At 50.6% G+C, this 17156-nt stretch carries 14 protein-coding genes and 1 riboswitch; of the genes, 4 read left to right on the plus strand and 10 right to left on the minus strand.

Annotated elements, in window-relative coordinates; genetic code table 11:
* Window positions 1-47 precede the first annotated feature (47 nt).
* On the minus strand, window positions 48-1622 hold the full coding sequence (locus FD09_RS01960; RefSeq protein ID WP_162261464.1) for an ATP-binding cassette domain-containing protein: 1575 nt from the start codon (window positions 1620-1622) through the stop codon (window positions 48-50).
* Between the two features lie 582 nt (window positions 1623-2204).
* Here FD09_RS01960 and FD09_RS01965 point away from each other — a divergent pair.
* Window positions 2205-3980 (plus strand): ABC transporter ATP-binding protein, encoded by a 1776-nt coding sequence (locus FD09_RS01965; RefSeq protein WP_057817726.1) that lies wholly within the window; start codon window positions 2205-2207, stop codon window positions 3978-3980.
* A gap of 15 nt (window positions 3981-3995) precedes the next feature.
* Entirely contained in the window at window positions 3996-4556 is a 561-nt protein-coding gene (locus tag FD09_RS01970; protein ID WP_057817728.1) for a MarR family transcriptional regulator, read from the plus strand.
* A gap of 79 nt (window positions 4557-4635) precedes the next feature.
* On the opposite strand, the gene alr is transcribed toward FD09_RS01970, so the two are convergent.
* From alr to FD09_RS02010, 8 genes are all read right to left on the minus strand, one after another.
* The gene (gene alr, locus FD09_RS01975; RefSeq protein ID WP_057817876.1) at window positions 4636-5748 is read right to left on the minus strand and encodes an alanine racemase; all 1113 of its coding nucleotides are present in this window, start codon (window positions 5746-5748) and stop codon (window positions 4636-4638) included.
* Between the two features lie 377 nt (window positions 5749-6125).
* Window positions 6126-6872: an amino acid ABC transporter ATP-binding protein gene (locus tag FD09_RS01980; protein ID WP_057817730.1), complete on the minus strand. Its 747-nt coding sequence runs from the start codon at window positions 6870-6872 to the stop codon at window positions 6126-6128.
* Entirely contained in the window at window positions 6872-8485 is a 1614-nt protein-coding gene (locus FD09_RS01985; RefSeq protein ID WP_057817733.1) for an ABC transporter permease subunit, read from the minus strand. The genes FD09_RS01980 and FD09_RS01985 overlap by 1 nt, the downstream gene beginning before the upstream one ends.
* A gap of 114 nt (window positions 8486-8599) precedes the next feature.
* Window positions 8600-8787: riboswitch (Lysine riboswitch) on the minus strand.
* Window positions 8788-8904: 117 nt separating this feature from the next.
* Window positions 8905-11250, minus strand: coding sequence for an ABC transporter permease (locus tag FD09_RS01990; RefSeq protein ID WP_057817736.1), 2346 nt, complete (start codon window positions 11248-11250; stop codon window positions 8905-8907).
* A complete protein-coding gene (locus tag FD09_RS01995; RefSeq protein WP_057817737.1) occupies window positions 11237-11917 on the minus strand; it encodes an ABC transporter ATP-binding protein in 681 nt (226 codons plus the stop codon). The genes FD09_RS01990 and FD09_RS01995 overlap by 14 nt, the downstream gene beginning before the upstream one ends.
* Before the next feature lie 66 nt (window positions 11918-11983).
* Window positions 11984-13000 (minus strand): sensor histidine kinase, encoded by a 1017-nt coding sequence (locus FD09_RS02000; protein WP_057817739.1) that lies wholly within the window; start codon window positions 12998-13000, stop codon window positions 11984-11986.
* Window positions 12981-13640 carry a response regulator transcription factor gene (locus FD09_RS02005; protein WP_057817741.1) on the minus strand — a complete coding sequence of 220 codons (660 nt, stop codon included), beginning with the start codon at window positions 13638-13640 and terminating at the stop codon, window positions 12981-12983. The genes FD09_RS02000 and FD09_RS02005 overlap by 20 nt, the downstream gene beginning before the upstream one ends.
* An 84-nt stretch (window positions 13641-13724) precedes the next feature.
* Window positions 13725-14063: an ArsR/SmtB family transcription factor gene (locus tag FD09_RS02010; RefSeq protein WP_057817743.1), complete on the minus strand. Its 339-nt coding sequence runs from the start codon at window positions 14061-14063 to the stop codon at window positions 13725-13727.
* 69 nt (window positions 14064-14132) lie between these two features.
* Between FD09_RS02010 and FD09_RS02015 the strand changes: the two genes are divergently transcribed.
* Together FD09_RS02015 and FD09_RS16200 are read left to right on the plus strand one after the other, a co-directional pair.
* Window positions 14133-14741, plus strand: coding sequence for a cadmium resistance transporter (locus tag FD09_RS02015; RefSeq protein ID WP_057817746.1), 609 nt, complete (start codon window positions 14133-14135; stop codon window positions 14739-14741).
* Between the two features lie 81 nt (window positions 14742-14822).
* On the plus strand, window positions 14823-14966 hold the full coding sequence (locus FD09_RS16200; RefSeq protein ID WP_157053648.1) for a hypothetical protein: 144 nt from the start codon (window positions 14823-14825) through the stop codon (window positions 14964-14966).
* 188 nt (window positions 14967-15154) lie between these two features.
* Here FD09_RS16200 and spxB read toward each other — a convergent pair whose 3' ends face one another.
* Window positions 15155-17017, minus strand: coding sequence for a pyruvate oxidase (gene spxB / locus FD09_RS02020; protein WP_057817748.1), 1863 nt, complete (start codon window positions 17015-17017; stop codon window positions 15155-15157).
* Window positions 17018-17156: the final 139 nt, after the last annotated feature.

A 17156-nucleotide genomic window follows, 5' to 3' on the forward strand; every position in this document is an offset into this window, starting at 1 on the left:
AATACCACGTCATAAAATCTGGCGTGGTATTTTTTAAACTTATTTAGTTACACAGGTGAATTAATTTGCGCGAGTTGAACCACTTCATCGGCTAGTGCCGCAATTTCAGGATGCAAGTGATGTGTGACCATTACTAAAGTTAATTTAGGGAATGAGAGCAAACACTTTTCAAGAGCAAGACTGGCATCTTTATCCAGGGCAGAAGTTGCTTCGTCCAATAGTAGAATACGACGACCACTTAATAACGCTCGGCCCAAAGCAATACGCTGTTTTTGCCCGCCAGATAGATCGGTACCGTTGTGGGATAACAAAGTGTCTAAACCATTGGGCAAATGGCTGATGAGTGGGCCCAATCCGACTTGGTCGATTACACCTGTTAGATGAACGGGGTCGACAGATTGGCCAAGTGTTAGATTCCACCGCAGATCGGCATTGAAAATATAGGGATCTTGAGTGACGTACGCTAACTGAGCGTGGAGCGCATCAGCAGAAATATGGTGGTAATCCAGGCCATCAAAGCTGACCCGTCCGGTATATCCGGTGAGCTGACCGCTGATAATACCCAGCAAAGTTGACTTTCCAGTGCCGGAATCACCCGTCAAAATGATTTTTCGACCAGCGGGGATGGTCAGTGATAGATCATGCAAAATGTTATCTGAGCGATCTCCGTACCGATATGTGATATTGGATAGCTGTAAGCCAGTGTGAAGAACTGGAAGAGGGGCGGTCACAGGAGTTGGTTTGGCCCTGGTGCTGGCTAACTTGCCCATAATTGGGGCCACAGATCGGAACTCTCTGTAGTTAAAGGCGATGCCCGATAACTCAGCAAAAATGGTGCCGCCAAAATATTGAACGCCGCTGATTGCGCCAATGGGTGTTAAACGATACAGAATTAAGCCTCCAGCCTGGGCCAGTAGAATCAGTTGGCTCAGAAAGGACAAGCCATTCGTGCTCGCGTACATGGCACCACTTGCGCGACCGAAGGCAATGTAATGAGCATTTACGTCTTTAGAGACAGTCACAACTTTTTGGGCCATCACTTTGGTGAGATTAGCCGTAAACAGAGTGTCAAACCCGTTCAGCATGTCCTCCAACATATTGACCAATCGCTCGTTGGCTTTAGTCCGGGCTAACGAGGTACGATCTAGGCGAGCTTTGAAGATACGCGGAAAGATCACCATTGCGCTGGATAAACCCAGCACTGTCAACAAAAGACTCCAGTGGAGAACAAACAAAGTGGTACCGCTGAAAATGATTTCGGCGATTTGTTGAATAATCATCAATGCGTCCCCAATTCCATATTCATTGATCGTAGCAATGTCATTGGTTAGCCAGGAAGTATAGGTGGCAGTGGTTTCCCGGTGAAAGTCAGCATAATTTTGTGTGCCTAGTCCTGCAGCGACATCAGCTCGGATCAGGGTGTCAATCTCCTGAGTCAGTTTAACTTTTTGAACTGTTTGAAAATAAAGCAATACGGCATAGCTGAGATCAGCAGCAACGGTGACACCTACCCAGGCAAAGAAAGGAACGGTTTGATGTTTGACGATCACTGTTAGGGCATTGACGCTGCCAATGCCGCCCACTGTTAACAACCCAGCGTTGCAAATAATAATAGTGATCACTAGGGCCAAGTGTGTACGGCATTGGCCAAAATAGTGCATTAATGTCATGAAATACATTCCTCATTTCTCAAATTCAAGGATCGATCAACTTGAGAAGTGAACAGCGAAATGCGCTTGATTGCGGTCTGCGCGGTAAGAAAGCCCTTCGCCGCACGCAAAAAGCGGCGCAAATCATCGCCGATTCACGCCGCTCATATTTATATTGCACATAATGGTCGGATTTTAACGCTCCAATTGATGTGAGCGCCAGAGTGTGGATGATTTTAGGGTGATTCCTGTTCTGTTGTTTTCCATCGTCCACAGTCCCTTCTTTACGCGTTCACTTGATGTGTTCATGGTACTCATTGTATGAATTAAAAGCAACAAGTGTATGGATTTCGTAAGGACGGCGCAGCAACCTGACACGCTTTTGAATAAATATCGTCTCGCTCGATCTTGTCCGTGAGGGTGCGGAAATTTTTGTTAGTTACTGTTGACGGAATCTAACTAAGCGACTATACTGCATAATTGTTAGTTAGGAAGCAATAAAGCTAACGAACATTTCCCCGCCTTATCGACGAGATACAAAAGTGGAGGCACTCTATGCAACGATCATCAACAATGGCCACCCGCACACAAAATAGCGCAGGGCCTAAAAAAATCAACATCCGAAATTTCACAAAATTAATTGGCTCAATTTATCCCCATTACTGGCAATTAGGCTTGGGCCTTGGCTTAGGTCTCATCGCCACAGCCGGGCAATTATTTGTCCCATCCTTTGCGGGCAAACTGATTAACCAGTTAGGCCATTCCATTAATCAGACCATGATCATCACGATCCTGATCCTGTTCATCGGATCCGCGTTCATCAGTGCGATTTCCGGGGCATCACTGGGAATCTTTGGCGAAGATGTGGTGGCCAAGTTAAGGACAAAACTGTGGGCTAAATTACTTGCATTACCAGTCAAATATTTTGACACCACCAAGTCGGGCGAAACAACTTCCCGGCTGGTCAACGATTCGACTCAGGTCAAAGATTTGCTGGCAAACTCAGTCCCTCGGATGGTTACCTCCATCATGCAACTGGTGGGTGCGTTGGTTTTAATGCTATTGATGGATTGGAAAATGACGGCAATCATGTTTGCGGTTGTGCCACTATTCATCGCCGTCTTTTTACCAGTTGCGACTAAATCACGAAAAATTGCGTTTGCTCGCCAAGACAATCTAGCAGCTTTTTCAAGTGAGGCTGCTGATGTACTTGGTGCTGTCCGATTGGTTAAGTCTTCTAATGCAGAGAGTGTTGAGAGTAAAACGGGCAACAAACGGATTCAAGGCTTGTACAAATTAGGGGTCAAAGAAGCGATCTATGATGCAATCGCGCAACCCATTACCACCATGCTGATGATGGGAATGATCGTCGGCGTCCTGGCCTATGGTGCTAGTCGAGTAGCCACTGGGACAATGAGCATGGGGACACTGTTTGCTTTCCTCATGTACCTCACCCAGATTATTGGCCCATTTACCACCCTAGGCCAATTCTTCACAGACGTGGCGAAAGCCAGTGGCTCCACGGCACGTATCAATGAATTGTTGAATGAACCTGAAGAACCGCGCACTGGTAAGGCGTTGCCCGATGTGAGTGGTGCCACGTTAGCGATGGAAAACGTGAACTTCTCTTATGAAAAGGGTACCCCGGTATTGCGTGGTGTATCCTTCACTGCTGCACCCGGCCAAGTCATTGCCTTTGCTGGACCTTCTGGTGGCGGCAAGTCCACAATTATCAGCTTGTTGGAACGCTTTTACCAACCTAATGCCGGTCAAATCACAATTGGCGGTCAAGACATTAGTAAAGTGAATATCGCGGATTGGCGCGATAAAATTGGCTTAGTCGGTCAAGACGCCACCATCATGACGGGTACGATCCGGTATAATTTGACTTATGGGGCTAAACAAGCATACACCGACGATCAACTTTGGCAGGTGTTAGAAATGGCCTACGCTAAGGATTTTGTGCAGGCAATGCCGAACGGATTAGACACCGAAGTGGGTGAACGCGGCATTAAAGTATCTGGCGGCCAACGTCAGCGCCTGGCCATTGCTCGGGCATTCTTGCGCAATCCGCAGATCTTAATATTAGACGAAGCCACAGCTAGCTTGGACGCAGAATCAGAGATGATGGTACAAAAAGCACTGAATAAATTGATGAAAGGGCGCACGACCATTGTTATTGCTCACCGTTTAAGCACTATCGTGAATGCGGATCGGATTTACTTTATCGAAGCGGGTACTGTGACCGGCAGTGGCACGCATCAAAGCTTGGTGGCCAGCCACCCGGTTTATCGTCAGTATGTGGCAGATCAATTTGGTCAAGTGGCCTAAGGAAGGGAAGAAACATTGACAGAGATAGCAGATGAACTACTCACAACATTTCGCGCATTGATGCAAAAAGGGACTTTTCGGGGCGCAATGGTCAGTTCCTGGTGGGAAAAGCAAAATCAGCAGCCCAATCAATTGCGGGTTCTACAATTACTGGTTGAAAAGGGTGAGTTGACCAATCGTGACTTTGTCGATGCACTGGATATTCGGCCCAGCTCTGTGAGTGCGTTGGTGCAAAAGCTGGAAGATGCTGGCTTCATTGAGCGGCACGACTCACCCACGGATAAACGTGTTCAACTGATCGCAGTCACTGATAAAGGACATCAATTTGTCCACACGACGACAAGGTTTGCCAATGACTTGCCAAGCAAAGTCTTTCAACCTTTAAGCGCGCAAGAACAAAGCGAGTTATTGCGATTGCTGAGTAAATTGAATGCTGGCATACCGGAGGATGTGGACTTCCAGTGGCCGGAGGGCAAACAATTCGATCGCATGCGGGCATGGGCGGAACACTTCCGTCAAGGCGGCGGGCGCGACTTTCCGAATGGATTTGGTCGGGGACCACGGGGGTTCAATTAATCGTCATCAGAAAAGAGCAGCTATCCTGAAAAATATTTCTCAGGCTGACTGCTCTTTTTTGTGCAATTGTCGATCAAAATCAATCCACCAAAACCCGTGGCAGCCGCTCAGCAAACCGAATCGAAAGCTCCCACGGCGCAATCCCTGTATGATGGGCCATATCCGTCAACGTCAGCCGCTGTCCGCCATCTTCACCAAGCAGCGTGACTTTAGTATGTACCGGCAAGGGGCCAGGCAACTTAACCACCAATGCATCCATGGTCAGATTACCAATAATCGGACACTTCTCACCGTGGATCAGCAGTGAGAACCCCTTTAATCGCCGACTCAGTCCGTCACCATAACCAATGGCCACTGTACCGACCCATTCATCAGTTGGGGTCACGTAGGTATGCCCATACGAGACACCTTCACCCGCGGGCAACTTTTTCACCATGATCAATTCAGATTCCAACCGTTCAATCTGATCTAAATAGTCATCCGGTCGAATCGTCCCCTCAGACGGTTCCATGCCGTAAACCACAGTGCCAATGCGAATCACGTCGGTGGGCACCTCGGCGGCATGATACATGGCAGCGCCCGAGTTGGCTACATGGACCATTGGTGGTTTGACCAGCCCATCAGTCATGACATGCCACCGTGTCACTTGTCGCTCAAAATAGTCAGTCTCGACTGTGTCCGAATCCGCAAAGTGGGTCATGAGACCCTGATAAACAAAGCCAGTCGGATGCGCCTGTAAAAACGCCACACAGGCTTCCGCTTCGGCGCGCTCCCGGCAGCCAATTCGCCCCATCCCGGTGTCTACAGCCAAAGACACCAACAATGGTGGATGACCATCCAAATAGGGCAGAGCTTCCTTGAGCCATGCCAAACTGGAGACGGTGACCATCACCTGCTGATCGGCACAAACACCGGCGTACGCCGCATCCAACCAGGACATGATGAGGATCGGCGCCGTGATTCCCGCCGAGCGCAAGGTCAGTGCTTCATCCAAAACGGCTACGGCCAAGCCGTTCGCGCCGCCCGCCAGCACCGCCTGACTCACAGGCAAAAGGCCAAAGCCATAACCGTTATCCTTGACGGCCATAAAGATAAATCGACAGCCGGACGTTTGGCGCACCACCGTCAAGTTATGCGCAATCGCCTTACGTGAAATCAACAACCGAGTGGGACGATGAGCAGCCACAACCATACCAACAACCCTACTTTCCATAAGCACATTGACTCCATCATACCGGAACCTAGAAAGTTAACAAGCCAATCTCCATCCAGTATAGAAAAAAGGCTGTGACATAAGTTTGAATCCAGATATAGCTAGTGCCAATGCGGAGCAATCGTAGGCTGAAATGGGCTCAGCTGTGGAAACGTCACAGTGGCCCGGTTTTGGCCACTGATGACGTTAGGCGTGTTTGAGACCGCGTTCCTTAGCGGGCTCAAACCGCCGTCACAGCTAGCTTCGCCTGCGGCTACGCACTAGCTGCGCGTCGCCACCCATTTCAGCCGGAGATTGCGCAGCTTTGGCACGGCACACCGAGAGACAACTCATGTCGCAGCCATTTTTCTTTACACTTACACGCGGCTCAAATACCGCTTCAAGAACTCCTGCGTCCGCGCTTCCTGCGGATGCTCAAAGATCTGTTCCGGCGTACCGCTCTCCGCCAAAATGCCATCATTCATAAAGCAGACAATATCTGACACATCGCGAGCAAACTGCATTTCGTGGGTGACGATGATCATCGTCAACCCCGTGTGGGCCAGTTTCGACATGGTGTTCAACACTTCATCCACCATTTCGGGGTCCAGCGCGGAAGTCGGTTCATCAAACAACAATACTTCTGGATCCATTGCTTCCGCTCGGGCAATGGCCACCCGCTGCTGCTGACCACCAGAGAGCTGGCTGGGCTTGGCATTGACGTAGGGCGCCATCCCAACCCTTTCCAGCAGTTCCATGGCGTGGTCCTTGGCTTCGTCAGGATTGCGCTTCAAGACCGTAGTTTGGCCCACCATGACGTTTTGCAGGACATCCAAATTGGCAAACAAATTGAAACTTTGGAACACCATGCCCACCTTTGCCCGGTACAGTGTGACATCGAAGTCGTCACTGAGAATGCTTTGATTGTGGAAAAGAATATCGCCGCCAGTGGGTTGTTCCAACAAATTAATGTTGCGCAGCAGGGTGGATTTACCACTCCCGGACGCGCCAATAATCGATAACACTTCACCCTTGTGGACGTCCAGGTTGATATCCTTCAACACTTCATGATCGCCAAACGACTTGTGCAGATTTTGCACCTGAAGAATCATTTCGTCTTTCATTATTCTGCGTCCTTTCTGGGAGCCCCACCGATACGCGGTGTTTCCACTTGCATTTGGTTATTCATTACGTTGTAGTTTTTCGGTCCGTCCATATGCTTTTCAATCAAGCGGAAGGCCCGTGAAATTGTGAAGGTCATGATCAGGTAGATACCGGAAATGACCAGGTAAGTGTGGAAGAACTGGAAGTTTTGCCCGGCGATGGTTTCCCCGGAGAAGAACAGTTCAGAAACTGAGATAACACTCAGGACCGACGTATCCTTGATATTCACGATGAATTCGTTGGTCACTGCGGGCAGAGAATTCCGCACCGCTTGGGGAAGGATGACTTTCCGCATCATTTGGAAATGAGTCATGCCCAACGCGTTGGCGGCTTCGAATTGACCCGCATCCACAGAAGTAATCCCCCCGCGAATGATTTCAGAAATATAGGCCCCGGTGTTGATCGACACGATAATCAGCGCGGCGGCGGTGCGGTCAATGCTTAAATGTAAGGCCTGGGCTGAACCATAGTAGAGGACAGCAGCCTGTACGATCATTGGTGTGCCCCGGAAGACTTCAATGTAGACAGCCAGTAACCAATCAAACAGGCGCAACAAGCCACGCTTGCCAGTGGAACGCGGCCGGGGAATCGTCCGAATGATGCCGACGAATAAACCGATCAGGAAACCAACTAACGTACCGACGACGGCTAAGAGAATGGTCATCCCCACGCCCCGTAAGAGCATGCCGCCGTATTGCTGCATCAAGCTGACAAACCAGTTGCCGGTGTTCCCGGTGGAAGGTTGATTGGCCACAGCCTCATTCATGATTTGAGTCCGTTCTTTTTGGGAAATACCAGCCAAAACTTCGTTGATTTTGGCTTTGTATTCGTAACCCTTACGAACCCCGATGGCCAAATCACTTTCGTCTGGATTAGTCTTGAATCCCTGTCCCTTAGCAAAATGGATCATCTTTAAATTGGGATTCGCGGCCTCCGCAGAACTGCCTTCAGGCACTTCGGAAGCATACCCGTCAATGGTGCCGGACTCAATCGCGGCCCGCATCGCCGGGAAGTTGTTCATGGCTGGCTCCTTGATCACGCCCTTGATTTGCGAAATGGCGTCGTAATCAGAGGTGCTTAACTGGCCAGTAATCTTGGCTCCCTTGAAATCTTTTAGTGATGTCGCATTCGCATATTTGCCGTCCTTGCGAACCACGATCGTCATATTTGATACATAATACGTATTGGTGAAATCAATCGTTTTGCGTCGTTCAGGCGTCGGGGACATCCCCGCAATAATGGCGTCAATCTTGCCAGAAGTCAGTGCTGGGGGCAGACCGTCCCAATCCGTCTTCACCACGACGGGGGTTTTACCTAATGCCTTGGCGATCCGCTTGGCAATCTGAACATCATAGCCATTAGCGTATTCAGAAGATCCTTGAATCTTCACAGCGCCGTTGCTGCTGTCGTTTTGGGTCCAGTTAAAAGGGGCATAACCGGCTTCCATCCCAACCTTAAACTCACCATTATCCTTGCTGGCGGCTTGGGTCGGTGTGGCCAACATCCCCGCCAAACCGAAGCCCAGTCCGAGAACCGCGAAAACGGCCCAGAATTTTCTAAATAAATGCGACATGCTAATTCTCTCCCTTCAATGTTTACCACCGAGGGGAAATAGAGAACCAAAAAGGCCTTTGTCAAATTCAAGAGAATTCAACAAAGGCCTAAAACTAATTCTTCATCAAGCAAGAACCAGAATAGCGCTCCTTAATCAGTCGGCGTGAGCCAATCGGTTAAGACAGTTCCGCGGGTATTCCCCAACGGCCCCAACACGCAGTGTCACGGCACACTGCCCATTTCGGCGGTTTCTCCTCCTGCTCCTTCAGCGTATCCGCATACTCCAGAGCACTCATAGAATCCGCAACCTCTATTTCTTCGTGGTAGTTATTTAGCTGTCTGGCATTGATACTAGCGGACTCACCGGCACCTGTCAACTACCAATTTGAGAAAAGTGTCATTTTATGACCAAAATTTTCTCATCGTTCCTGTCAAAGCTTAGTTTAACCGCAACCAATGATCGATGTCTTGGCGCCGGACGAGCCGGTAGCTGACGAAATTGAAGATCAGCCAAACGACTAAGAGGACCGCGGCGACGATGCCAATTTCTAACCAGGGCAGCCGGAATCCGACTTGATAAACACCGCTCAATTGGTTCAGCAGGACCATGGTTAACAGTGTCCCGAGCACACTGCCCCAGAAGAGACTGGCCACGAGTAGCAGACCATTTTCAATGGCCAGCATCCCGGCAATTTGCGGTGGGGTGGTACCGATGGATTGGAGCATGGCCAGTTGCCGCCGTCGTTGGAGCAGATTGGCAAAAATGTGGTTGATGATATTGGCCAGGCTGACTAGGCTGAGTAGGGCCAGAAAACCATAAACCAGCAGTTGCGCCGCAGTCAGGATGCCCTTGTTGGTTTGATCGCCCGCAATACTATCCCAGCCATTACCTGGGAATATTTGTTGCACCGCTTTGAAGACGGCGGCGTGATCTTTCTTGTTTGTGAGGGTTACTGCGTAACGCACCGGATTGCCCTTGGATTCTAGCTTCACGTCCTTGGTAATGCGGGCATATTGAGATTCGGAAATGACCAATCCATCCCCCACAGTCCGGTAAAGGATATTGTTGGGCGTAATGGTTTGATCCACATGGATGGTCCCGTACTTTTTGAATTGCAGGTCGCCTTGGAAGCTGGCCGGTAAATTTCGGTCGATCCGTCGCTGCCCATTGACGTAGACCCGGGTCGTTGTGGAGATCAAAGTGGTCTTTTTATCAAATTGATTTTTCAGCACTTGGTCTGGCACGATCCAAGCAGTCATATCGGACATCCGGAAACCAGTTGGCCGTTTGCTCAATTCCAGCCCGGCCGTCTTGGCGGCAAAGGCATCGGCCACCCCGGGCGTGGTCTTTAATTGGGCCAAAGGTTTGGCGATGCTTTGCGTCGCGTAGCCGTCCCCCGAGATGTCGGCCACTGGGTCAAAATCATTGCTCACGTCCCGCAGCACGGTCCGGGCAAACTCCGTAAAGCCCACAAAGATCATGATAGAAATACTCAACGTGGCAATCATTGTCCAACGGACGCCGCCGCTGCGCCGGTAATTTTTCACGGCTAAGCGGCTTAATGGCGTTGGCGCCAAGCGGCCCCAGATGCCCGGCTTTAATTGGCGTCGGCGCAATTTTGGCGTGGTTAAATTATCCCGCACTGCTGCTAAGGGACTCACCCCGGCCGCCCGTGCTGCCGGACGGGCACTGGCTAAGAAAGTAATCAGGATCATGAACAGGGCACTACCGACCAGCGGCCACGGACTGATCGCCAAGTAGAGATGAATATCGATCTCCATCTTGGTAAAATACTGGTTCAGCGTGGCCATGGTGACAGAAATCCCGCCGATTCCAGCGGCGTACCCTAACACTAACGCAGGTAATATCAGGGTGACCCCTTCGCGGTAGACCAATTTTCGAATCTGCTTTGGCGTCGCGCCGATAGAGCGCAACAAACCATAACGCTGAATTCGGGAACGGACACTGAGATTGATACTGGTATAGATCATCATGCCGGCCGCGATACCGATAATGGCCAGCATGATGGCCAGCAACGTCACAATCGTCGCTTTATCCCGCAAATTACTGCCGGCGCCAAGTAATGCCAATGCACGGTCAGCAAATCGGACGTTCAAAAGCGGGTCAGGCACACCATAGCGTTTGGCTAATGCTGTCATGTTCGCCTGCACCCGATTTAAATTTTTTAGGCTGCCGGCCACTAAAGCTGGCCGATTGGCTAAATTCTTCTGATAGGTGATCCAGGTATAGGCATTAGCAAAATCATGGAACCCAGTGACGGAACCCACCACGGTGAAGTTTTTGGGGCCATTAATGGTTTGGAGGCGGACTACCCCGCCAGCTTTGTACTTAATCCCCACATTACTGGGGACCAGTAACTCAGACGTGGTGCGCGGCAACCGCCCCGTCGTTAGGATGGGAGTGACTAAGGTTTTTAAGGCGACTGGATCCATTCCCGTTAAAGTGGGCAGTTGATCAGATTCCCAGTCGGTAATGCCTGACAATGGTTTGACTGTGCCGAGATTGGATCCGGTGACCACTTTCTCAAAGCCGCCGTTTTTCACCAAGCTGGCGACATTCTTCCGCGGAATATTGCTGATGGCCACTTGCATCCCGCCGGTATCCTGGATAGATTTGTGATACAGACTGCTTTGGGCACTGGTAAAACCGACGAGACTGGCCACCGCCAGTGTTGCCGCCACGCCCATGGACAGAATGGTCAAAATTGTGCGGCCCTTTTCCCCCTGAAGCGTGCGCAGAGTAAGTCGATTAATGATCCCCATCTGGCTCACCCCCTGTGAGTTTGCCATCGGTGATGGTCATTACCCGATCGGCTTGGGCCGCAATATCGGGATCGTGGGTGATCACCACTAGGGTTTGGCCGCGCTTGGTATTGGCTGCCCGCAACAGATCCATGATGTCTTGAGAGTTGCGCTGATCCAAATTACCAGTGGGTTCGTCGGCTAAGACAATCGCCGGGTGGTTAATAAGCGCGCGGCCAATGGCGACTCGCTGCTGCTGACCGCCGGAGAGTGTCGTCGGCAGGGCCGTGCGTTTGTCACTCAAGCCTAAAATCGCTAGTAGCTCGGTGATCTCTTTTTCAGGCACTTTTTGCCCATCCAAATCAGCGGGCAGCGTGATGTTTTCTTCCACAGTGAGGGTCGGCAGTAAATTATAGAATTGATAAATCAGACCGACTTGGCGCCGGCGAAAAATGGCGAGTTGTGTCTCGTTCAGTTGAAAAACATTTGTATCGTATAAATGGACTGTGCCGCTGGTCGGTTTATCCACGCCGCCCAGCATGTGCAGCAGCGTGGATTTGCCTGAACCGGAGGGCCCGACGATCGCCACGAACTCCCCTGCTTCAATGGATAAATTAGCATGATCCAGTGCGGGCAGTTCTTCGGCGGAATACTGCTTGGTTAAATCGGTGGCTGTTAAGATCGACATGATAAAGACCTCCCTCTCTACTGTCTTCAGGATATCAACTGAAAGTGACAGGGAAGTGACTGGTGATTATTTGTAAAGAGAAAAAGTGAAGGTCACGCCTGCATCAGTATTGGCCACCTGCAGCCGGCCGTCGCTGGCCTGGGTAATGCCGGCCGCAATCGCCAGGCCAATGCCGACGTTATGAGGATTACTCTGGGCGCCGCGGTAGAACCGCTCAAAGATGTGGGGCAAATCTGCCGCCGCAATGGCAGGGCCTTGATTGGTAATGGCCAGGGTGGTGACCAGAGGATTATCCGTCGTATTCACGGTCACTGTCGAATGGGCCGGAGCGTGTTCACTGGCATTTTTGAATACGTTCACCAAGGCTTCGCGGAAAAGTGCCGGGTTGACCCGCACGGTGAGCTGTTCTGGTACCTGCCAGTCAATGGCCAGATCTTTGGCGGAAATTAAAGGTAATAAAGGATTCAGCGCTGATTTGAGTAGTTCATCCACGCTAATATTTTGTTTTTCCTGACTGAGGGTATGGGTATCGACTCGGGCCAACAGAATTAACTGTTCCACTAGCTGGGCTAAGCGGGCGTTTTGCCGCAGCAATTCTGCCTGGCTGGTTGATGCATTAGCCGGCGTCAACAGTTCACTCAGGTTTTCAATCGTGGCAATTGGTGTGCGCAACTGATGGGCAATATGCGTAATGGCTTGGGTGAGGTGGTCCCGATCCCGCTGCAAATCTGCACGCAGACTCTCGGTTTGCCGGACATAGTGGAAGATTTGGTTATTGAGTTGGGAAAAAAGGCCCTCGTCGTTCAGGGTAATGGCGTAATTTGCCCGACCATGGACGGCCGCATCCAATTGTGCGTTCGCCGCCGCCAGTCGCAATCCGACTCGCCGGCTCCACCAGATGGCCCACCCCAGTAGCAAAACGGCGGCTAAAATCAGGATGGCCACCAGCACCCCAATGTGAACATTGGTCAACCACCACAGCAGGGTGCTGCACAACGCCAAAAAGACCCACAAGCCGCCTGCCAAGATTATGGCACTGCGGGTCTCCGGTGCCCACCACCACCTACTTTTGTTCTTGCCCATTTAAAAAGTACCCCATTCCTCGGACAGTTTTGATCAATTGCGGCCGAGTTGGATCATCCTCCAACTTTTGCCGCAGCCGTTTGATTGTCACGGTGAGTGTATTATCTTCGACGAACGCATCTTGGCGGTCCCACACGGCGGCAAGGATTTGTTCGCGCGTCAAAATCGCATCCGGGTGGGCAAAAAGATAGGCCAGCAGCCGGTATTCGTTGGCACTTAAAGAGACCCGTTGACCGTAGCGAGTGACAGTGTTTGTCGCCGATGTCAAACTTACCCCGTGATAAGTGATGGCCGCTGGCGGCAGCAGCTTGGCGATGCGGGCCTGCAATACCCGCAGGCTGACCGGTTTAACGACGTAATCATCGGCCAGCGCTAATCCCTGCAGTACGGCATTTTCACTATCATTGGCCGTCAGCACCAAAATTTTGCAAGTCAGCAACGGCCGCCAGTCCTTCAACCACGCTAGCCCGTCACCATCAGGCAGGGCCAGATCCAGCAGTAATAGGGCGAAGTCGTGTGCTTGTACCGCCGCCGTGGCCGCCGCTAGGGTGCCCACGGCCGTGACTTTGGCTTGGCGTTGAAAGAAGGCCGCCAAGGTTTGCTGTAATACCGGTTCATCTTCCACGATTAAATAATGCAAAGCAGCGCTCCTTTCTCATAGGTAATAATCGCCCCTGATTAACCATACAATTGCTGGAAAACGGTGTCAAAAATGAGGCCTGGCTTATTCCCCGTGGGGCTTGCCCCGGGAAACGTGGTCCGCATGGGCCAACATTTCATTGATGATGTCCAAAATATGGGGATCGTCTAGCCGATAATAATTGGCCTTGCCCACGCGGTGAGCGCTCACCAATTGGTGCTTACGCAACTGGGCCAACTGGTGGGATGCCACGGATTGTTCCAAGCCCAATAGATCGACCAGCTCGCTAACGTTTAACTCCTTTTGTTCCAGCGCAACTAACATTTGCAGTCGAGTGGGATGACTCAGCAATCGAAAAATTCGCTCCGCTTCTTTGAGCTGGGCGGGTTTAATGAGAGTGACTGGTGGTTCGGTTTTGACCATTGTGTTCTCCTTTCATATGTTGTATCCTTCATATGTTGATGATAACATATCAGGAGAGGACATGCAGATATGATTAAGACCATTATAACGGGTGTGACTGCCTATATCTCGACTTCCATTGATTACCTGCTTATTTTGATGGTGGTGTTCGGCAGCACTCCGAAGAAGCAGCGCTGGCTGGTGTATTTTGGCGATTTATTGGGAACAAGTATTTTAGTCGGCACAAGTCTGCTCCTGGCCTTCGCGTTGGGGTTAGTGCCGGCCACTTGGTTACTAGGGCTCTTAGGTCTGATTCCTGTGGGAATGGGACTCAAGTTGCTGATTTGGGGCGATGACGATAGCGATAGTGAGGTGGATGACGCCTTGCGCAAGCACCGCAGTATTATTTTGAAAGTGGCGTTGATCACCGTCGTGACGTGCGGAGCAGATAATATTGGGATCTATGTGCCGCTGTTTACGCAAATTGAACACAGCATCATCCCGGTGATTCTGGTCACCTTTATTGTGATGCTGACACTGTTTTGTCTCAGCGGTTACTTGATCAGTCGTATTCCCAAGGTGGCGGGTGTGCTGGAAAAATATGGCCGGTACGTGACTGCGGTGGTATACATTTTGATCGGGCTGGATGTCCTCTGGGATGGCGGCACTCTTCAGCACATCTTTTTCTCACAACATTAAGAAAGTTCGTCTTTTCCGGCCTTTTCCTTGCACTACCCCGGGTCAACTTGGTATGGTGGTATATGGAAGGAATTGATGTCCATGACAAAATATGTATTTCGTAAAGCACCACGGGCCTCTGGGTTAACCGTTTACAAACAGGCAGTCGAGAAGCTGCATGCGCCTCAACAGTTTGCCAAGGAAATGGCTGCACTGGGTTTCCCAGAGTTTGAGAAAAACAAGTGATGTGTTTACGGTATCAAAATCATAAGCACCAAAAAGAGCCTGACGTTTGACCGAAGTGGTCTGGACGTCAGGCTCATTTTTTTTGCTCTACAGCCGTGCCAATGCTGCGCAATCTCCGATTGCTCCGCATTGGCACTACTCGTATCAAGAAGCAAAATTTCACCGTAGGAGATTAAAACAAATTAAATCTAGGGCTTCACGTTGTACTCTGCAAAGATTTCTGGCAGGCTCTTCAGGTTAGCACCGTCATAGGCTTTGAAGAATTCATGAACGTCGGTCAGGTGGTCCAAGGTATTATTGGCGTTGTAGGAGCTGCTAATCCCTTCGATCCATTCGCCATTCTCGTGTTTCAAGGTGAGTTCTTCCACGGGAATGCCGCGTTTATCAGTAATCTTAGCATCGATCAAGAACGGGCGGCCGGCTTTGGTGACTTCTAAAGCCTTGGCGAAGGCGGTGGGGAGTTCGCTGGATTTGCGCACTGTCACCGCTTCGACGCCCATTCCCCGGGAGATCATCGCAAAGTCCTGGTCGTCAATGAAAATCCCGCTGTGGTTCATGGGAATGTCGTCCTGTTCAGACTTGATGAAGTTCAAGCTGCCATTGGAGGTAATGATGTTGATGATCGGCAACTTATATTTGCGTTCGGTAATCAAGTCCTGCATAACCATGGAGAACGCGCCATCGCCGGCAATGTGGAAGACTTGGCGATCTGGATAAGCCAACTGACCAGCCAAAGCACCAGGGACACCGGAACCCATGGAAGCAAACAAGGCGGAAATGACCCACTTGTTCTTTGGTGTTAGGTTCAAGTAACGGAAGCTGTTGATGATGTTGTCGCCGACATCGATGGAGAAGACGGCGTCATCTTCCGCAATTTTATTGATTTCCCGGTACACCTGTTCAAATTCCAACGGTTCAGTTTCCCGATTGGTCATATGATCCAAGTAAGCGCGCCAGTTCTTTTGATCTGCCACGGCCGCTTTGAAGAATGCAGTCGGGGCCACGGCTTCAGAGCGGGCCAGCATCATGTCGACGAAGGCGCCGGCATCGGACCATACGCCCAGGTCCAAGTAATGGTGGCGGCCGAATTGCGATTCATCCACATCCACTTGGACAAACTTGAAGGGATGGGTGCGATAAATCAAGTTGGCAAACGGGAAGTCAGCACCGATAGCAATCACCAAATCAGACACAGCAAAGATTTCGTCTGCCGCCTTGGATGCCGCCCGGTTTAACGTACCCAGGTTGCCTTCGTAGTCGTCGGGAATCAAACCCTTGGCTAAGCCGGTGATGGCGATGGGCACCTGCAGTTTCTGGGATAATTCAACGAGTTTTTTACCGTTATCGCGAATCCCCCGGCCCACATGAATAATGGGACGTTTGGCGGCTTTGATCATTTCTAAGACTGCGTCTACTTCCAAGTCGTTGGGTTGCGGTAATGGTCTTTCCTTGTGGTCAGTCGGGGACACAGAGCTGTATAGGTCGTCGGGAATCGGCACATAACCAAAGTCGTTGGGAATGACGACCACAGAGACACCCTTGTTCTTGTAAGCTTCGCGGATAGCTTTATCCACCACATAGGGCAGACTTTCAGGCGTCATCACCAACCGGGCATAACTGGCCACATCGGCAAAGATTGGATTTTCATCAAATTCTTGGAAATAATTGTAGTTCATGTTGGTTGAGGGCACTTGACCGATTAGGGCTAATACCGGGGCATGATCTTCCCGGGCATCGTACAGGCCAGTGAGCAGATTGGTGGCCCCAGGACCGGCAGAACCAAATGTCACTGCCACTTTACCGGTCAACTTGGCCTCAGCCGCCGCGGCTAGCGCACCGACTTGTTCATGCCGGATTTGGATGTATTGCATTCTTTCTTTTTCGATATCCAAGGCATTCATGGTGGAGTTGAAGGACCCCCCAGGATAGCCATACATATGTTGGATCCCCCAAGCTTCCAACACCTTCAGCATGGCCACAGAAGCAGGTACTGTCTTCACCGGAGCGGCGGTTTGGCTGTTTGAAACAGCGCTCGTAACTGTGTTTTTCATATTCGTTAAACTCCTTTTTGTGATTGCATTCAGTGGTGCAATTTGCGGAATTAAGTTGTCTACAATCTTAATGTCTACAATTTATCACGAACCGAAAACGATTACAAGAGGAAAGTAAGCGTTTCTGTTCTAATTTTTG

It is taken from the genome of Schleiferilactobacillus perolens DSM 12744 (assembly GCF_001435585.1).
GTDB lineage: Bacteria > Bacillota > Bacilli > Lactobacillales > Lactobacillaceae > Schleiferilactobacillus > Schleiferilactobacillus perolens.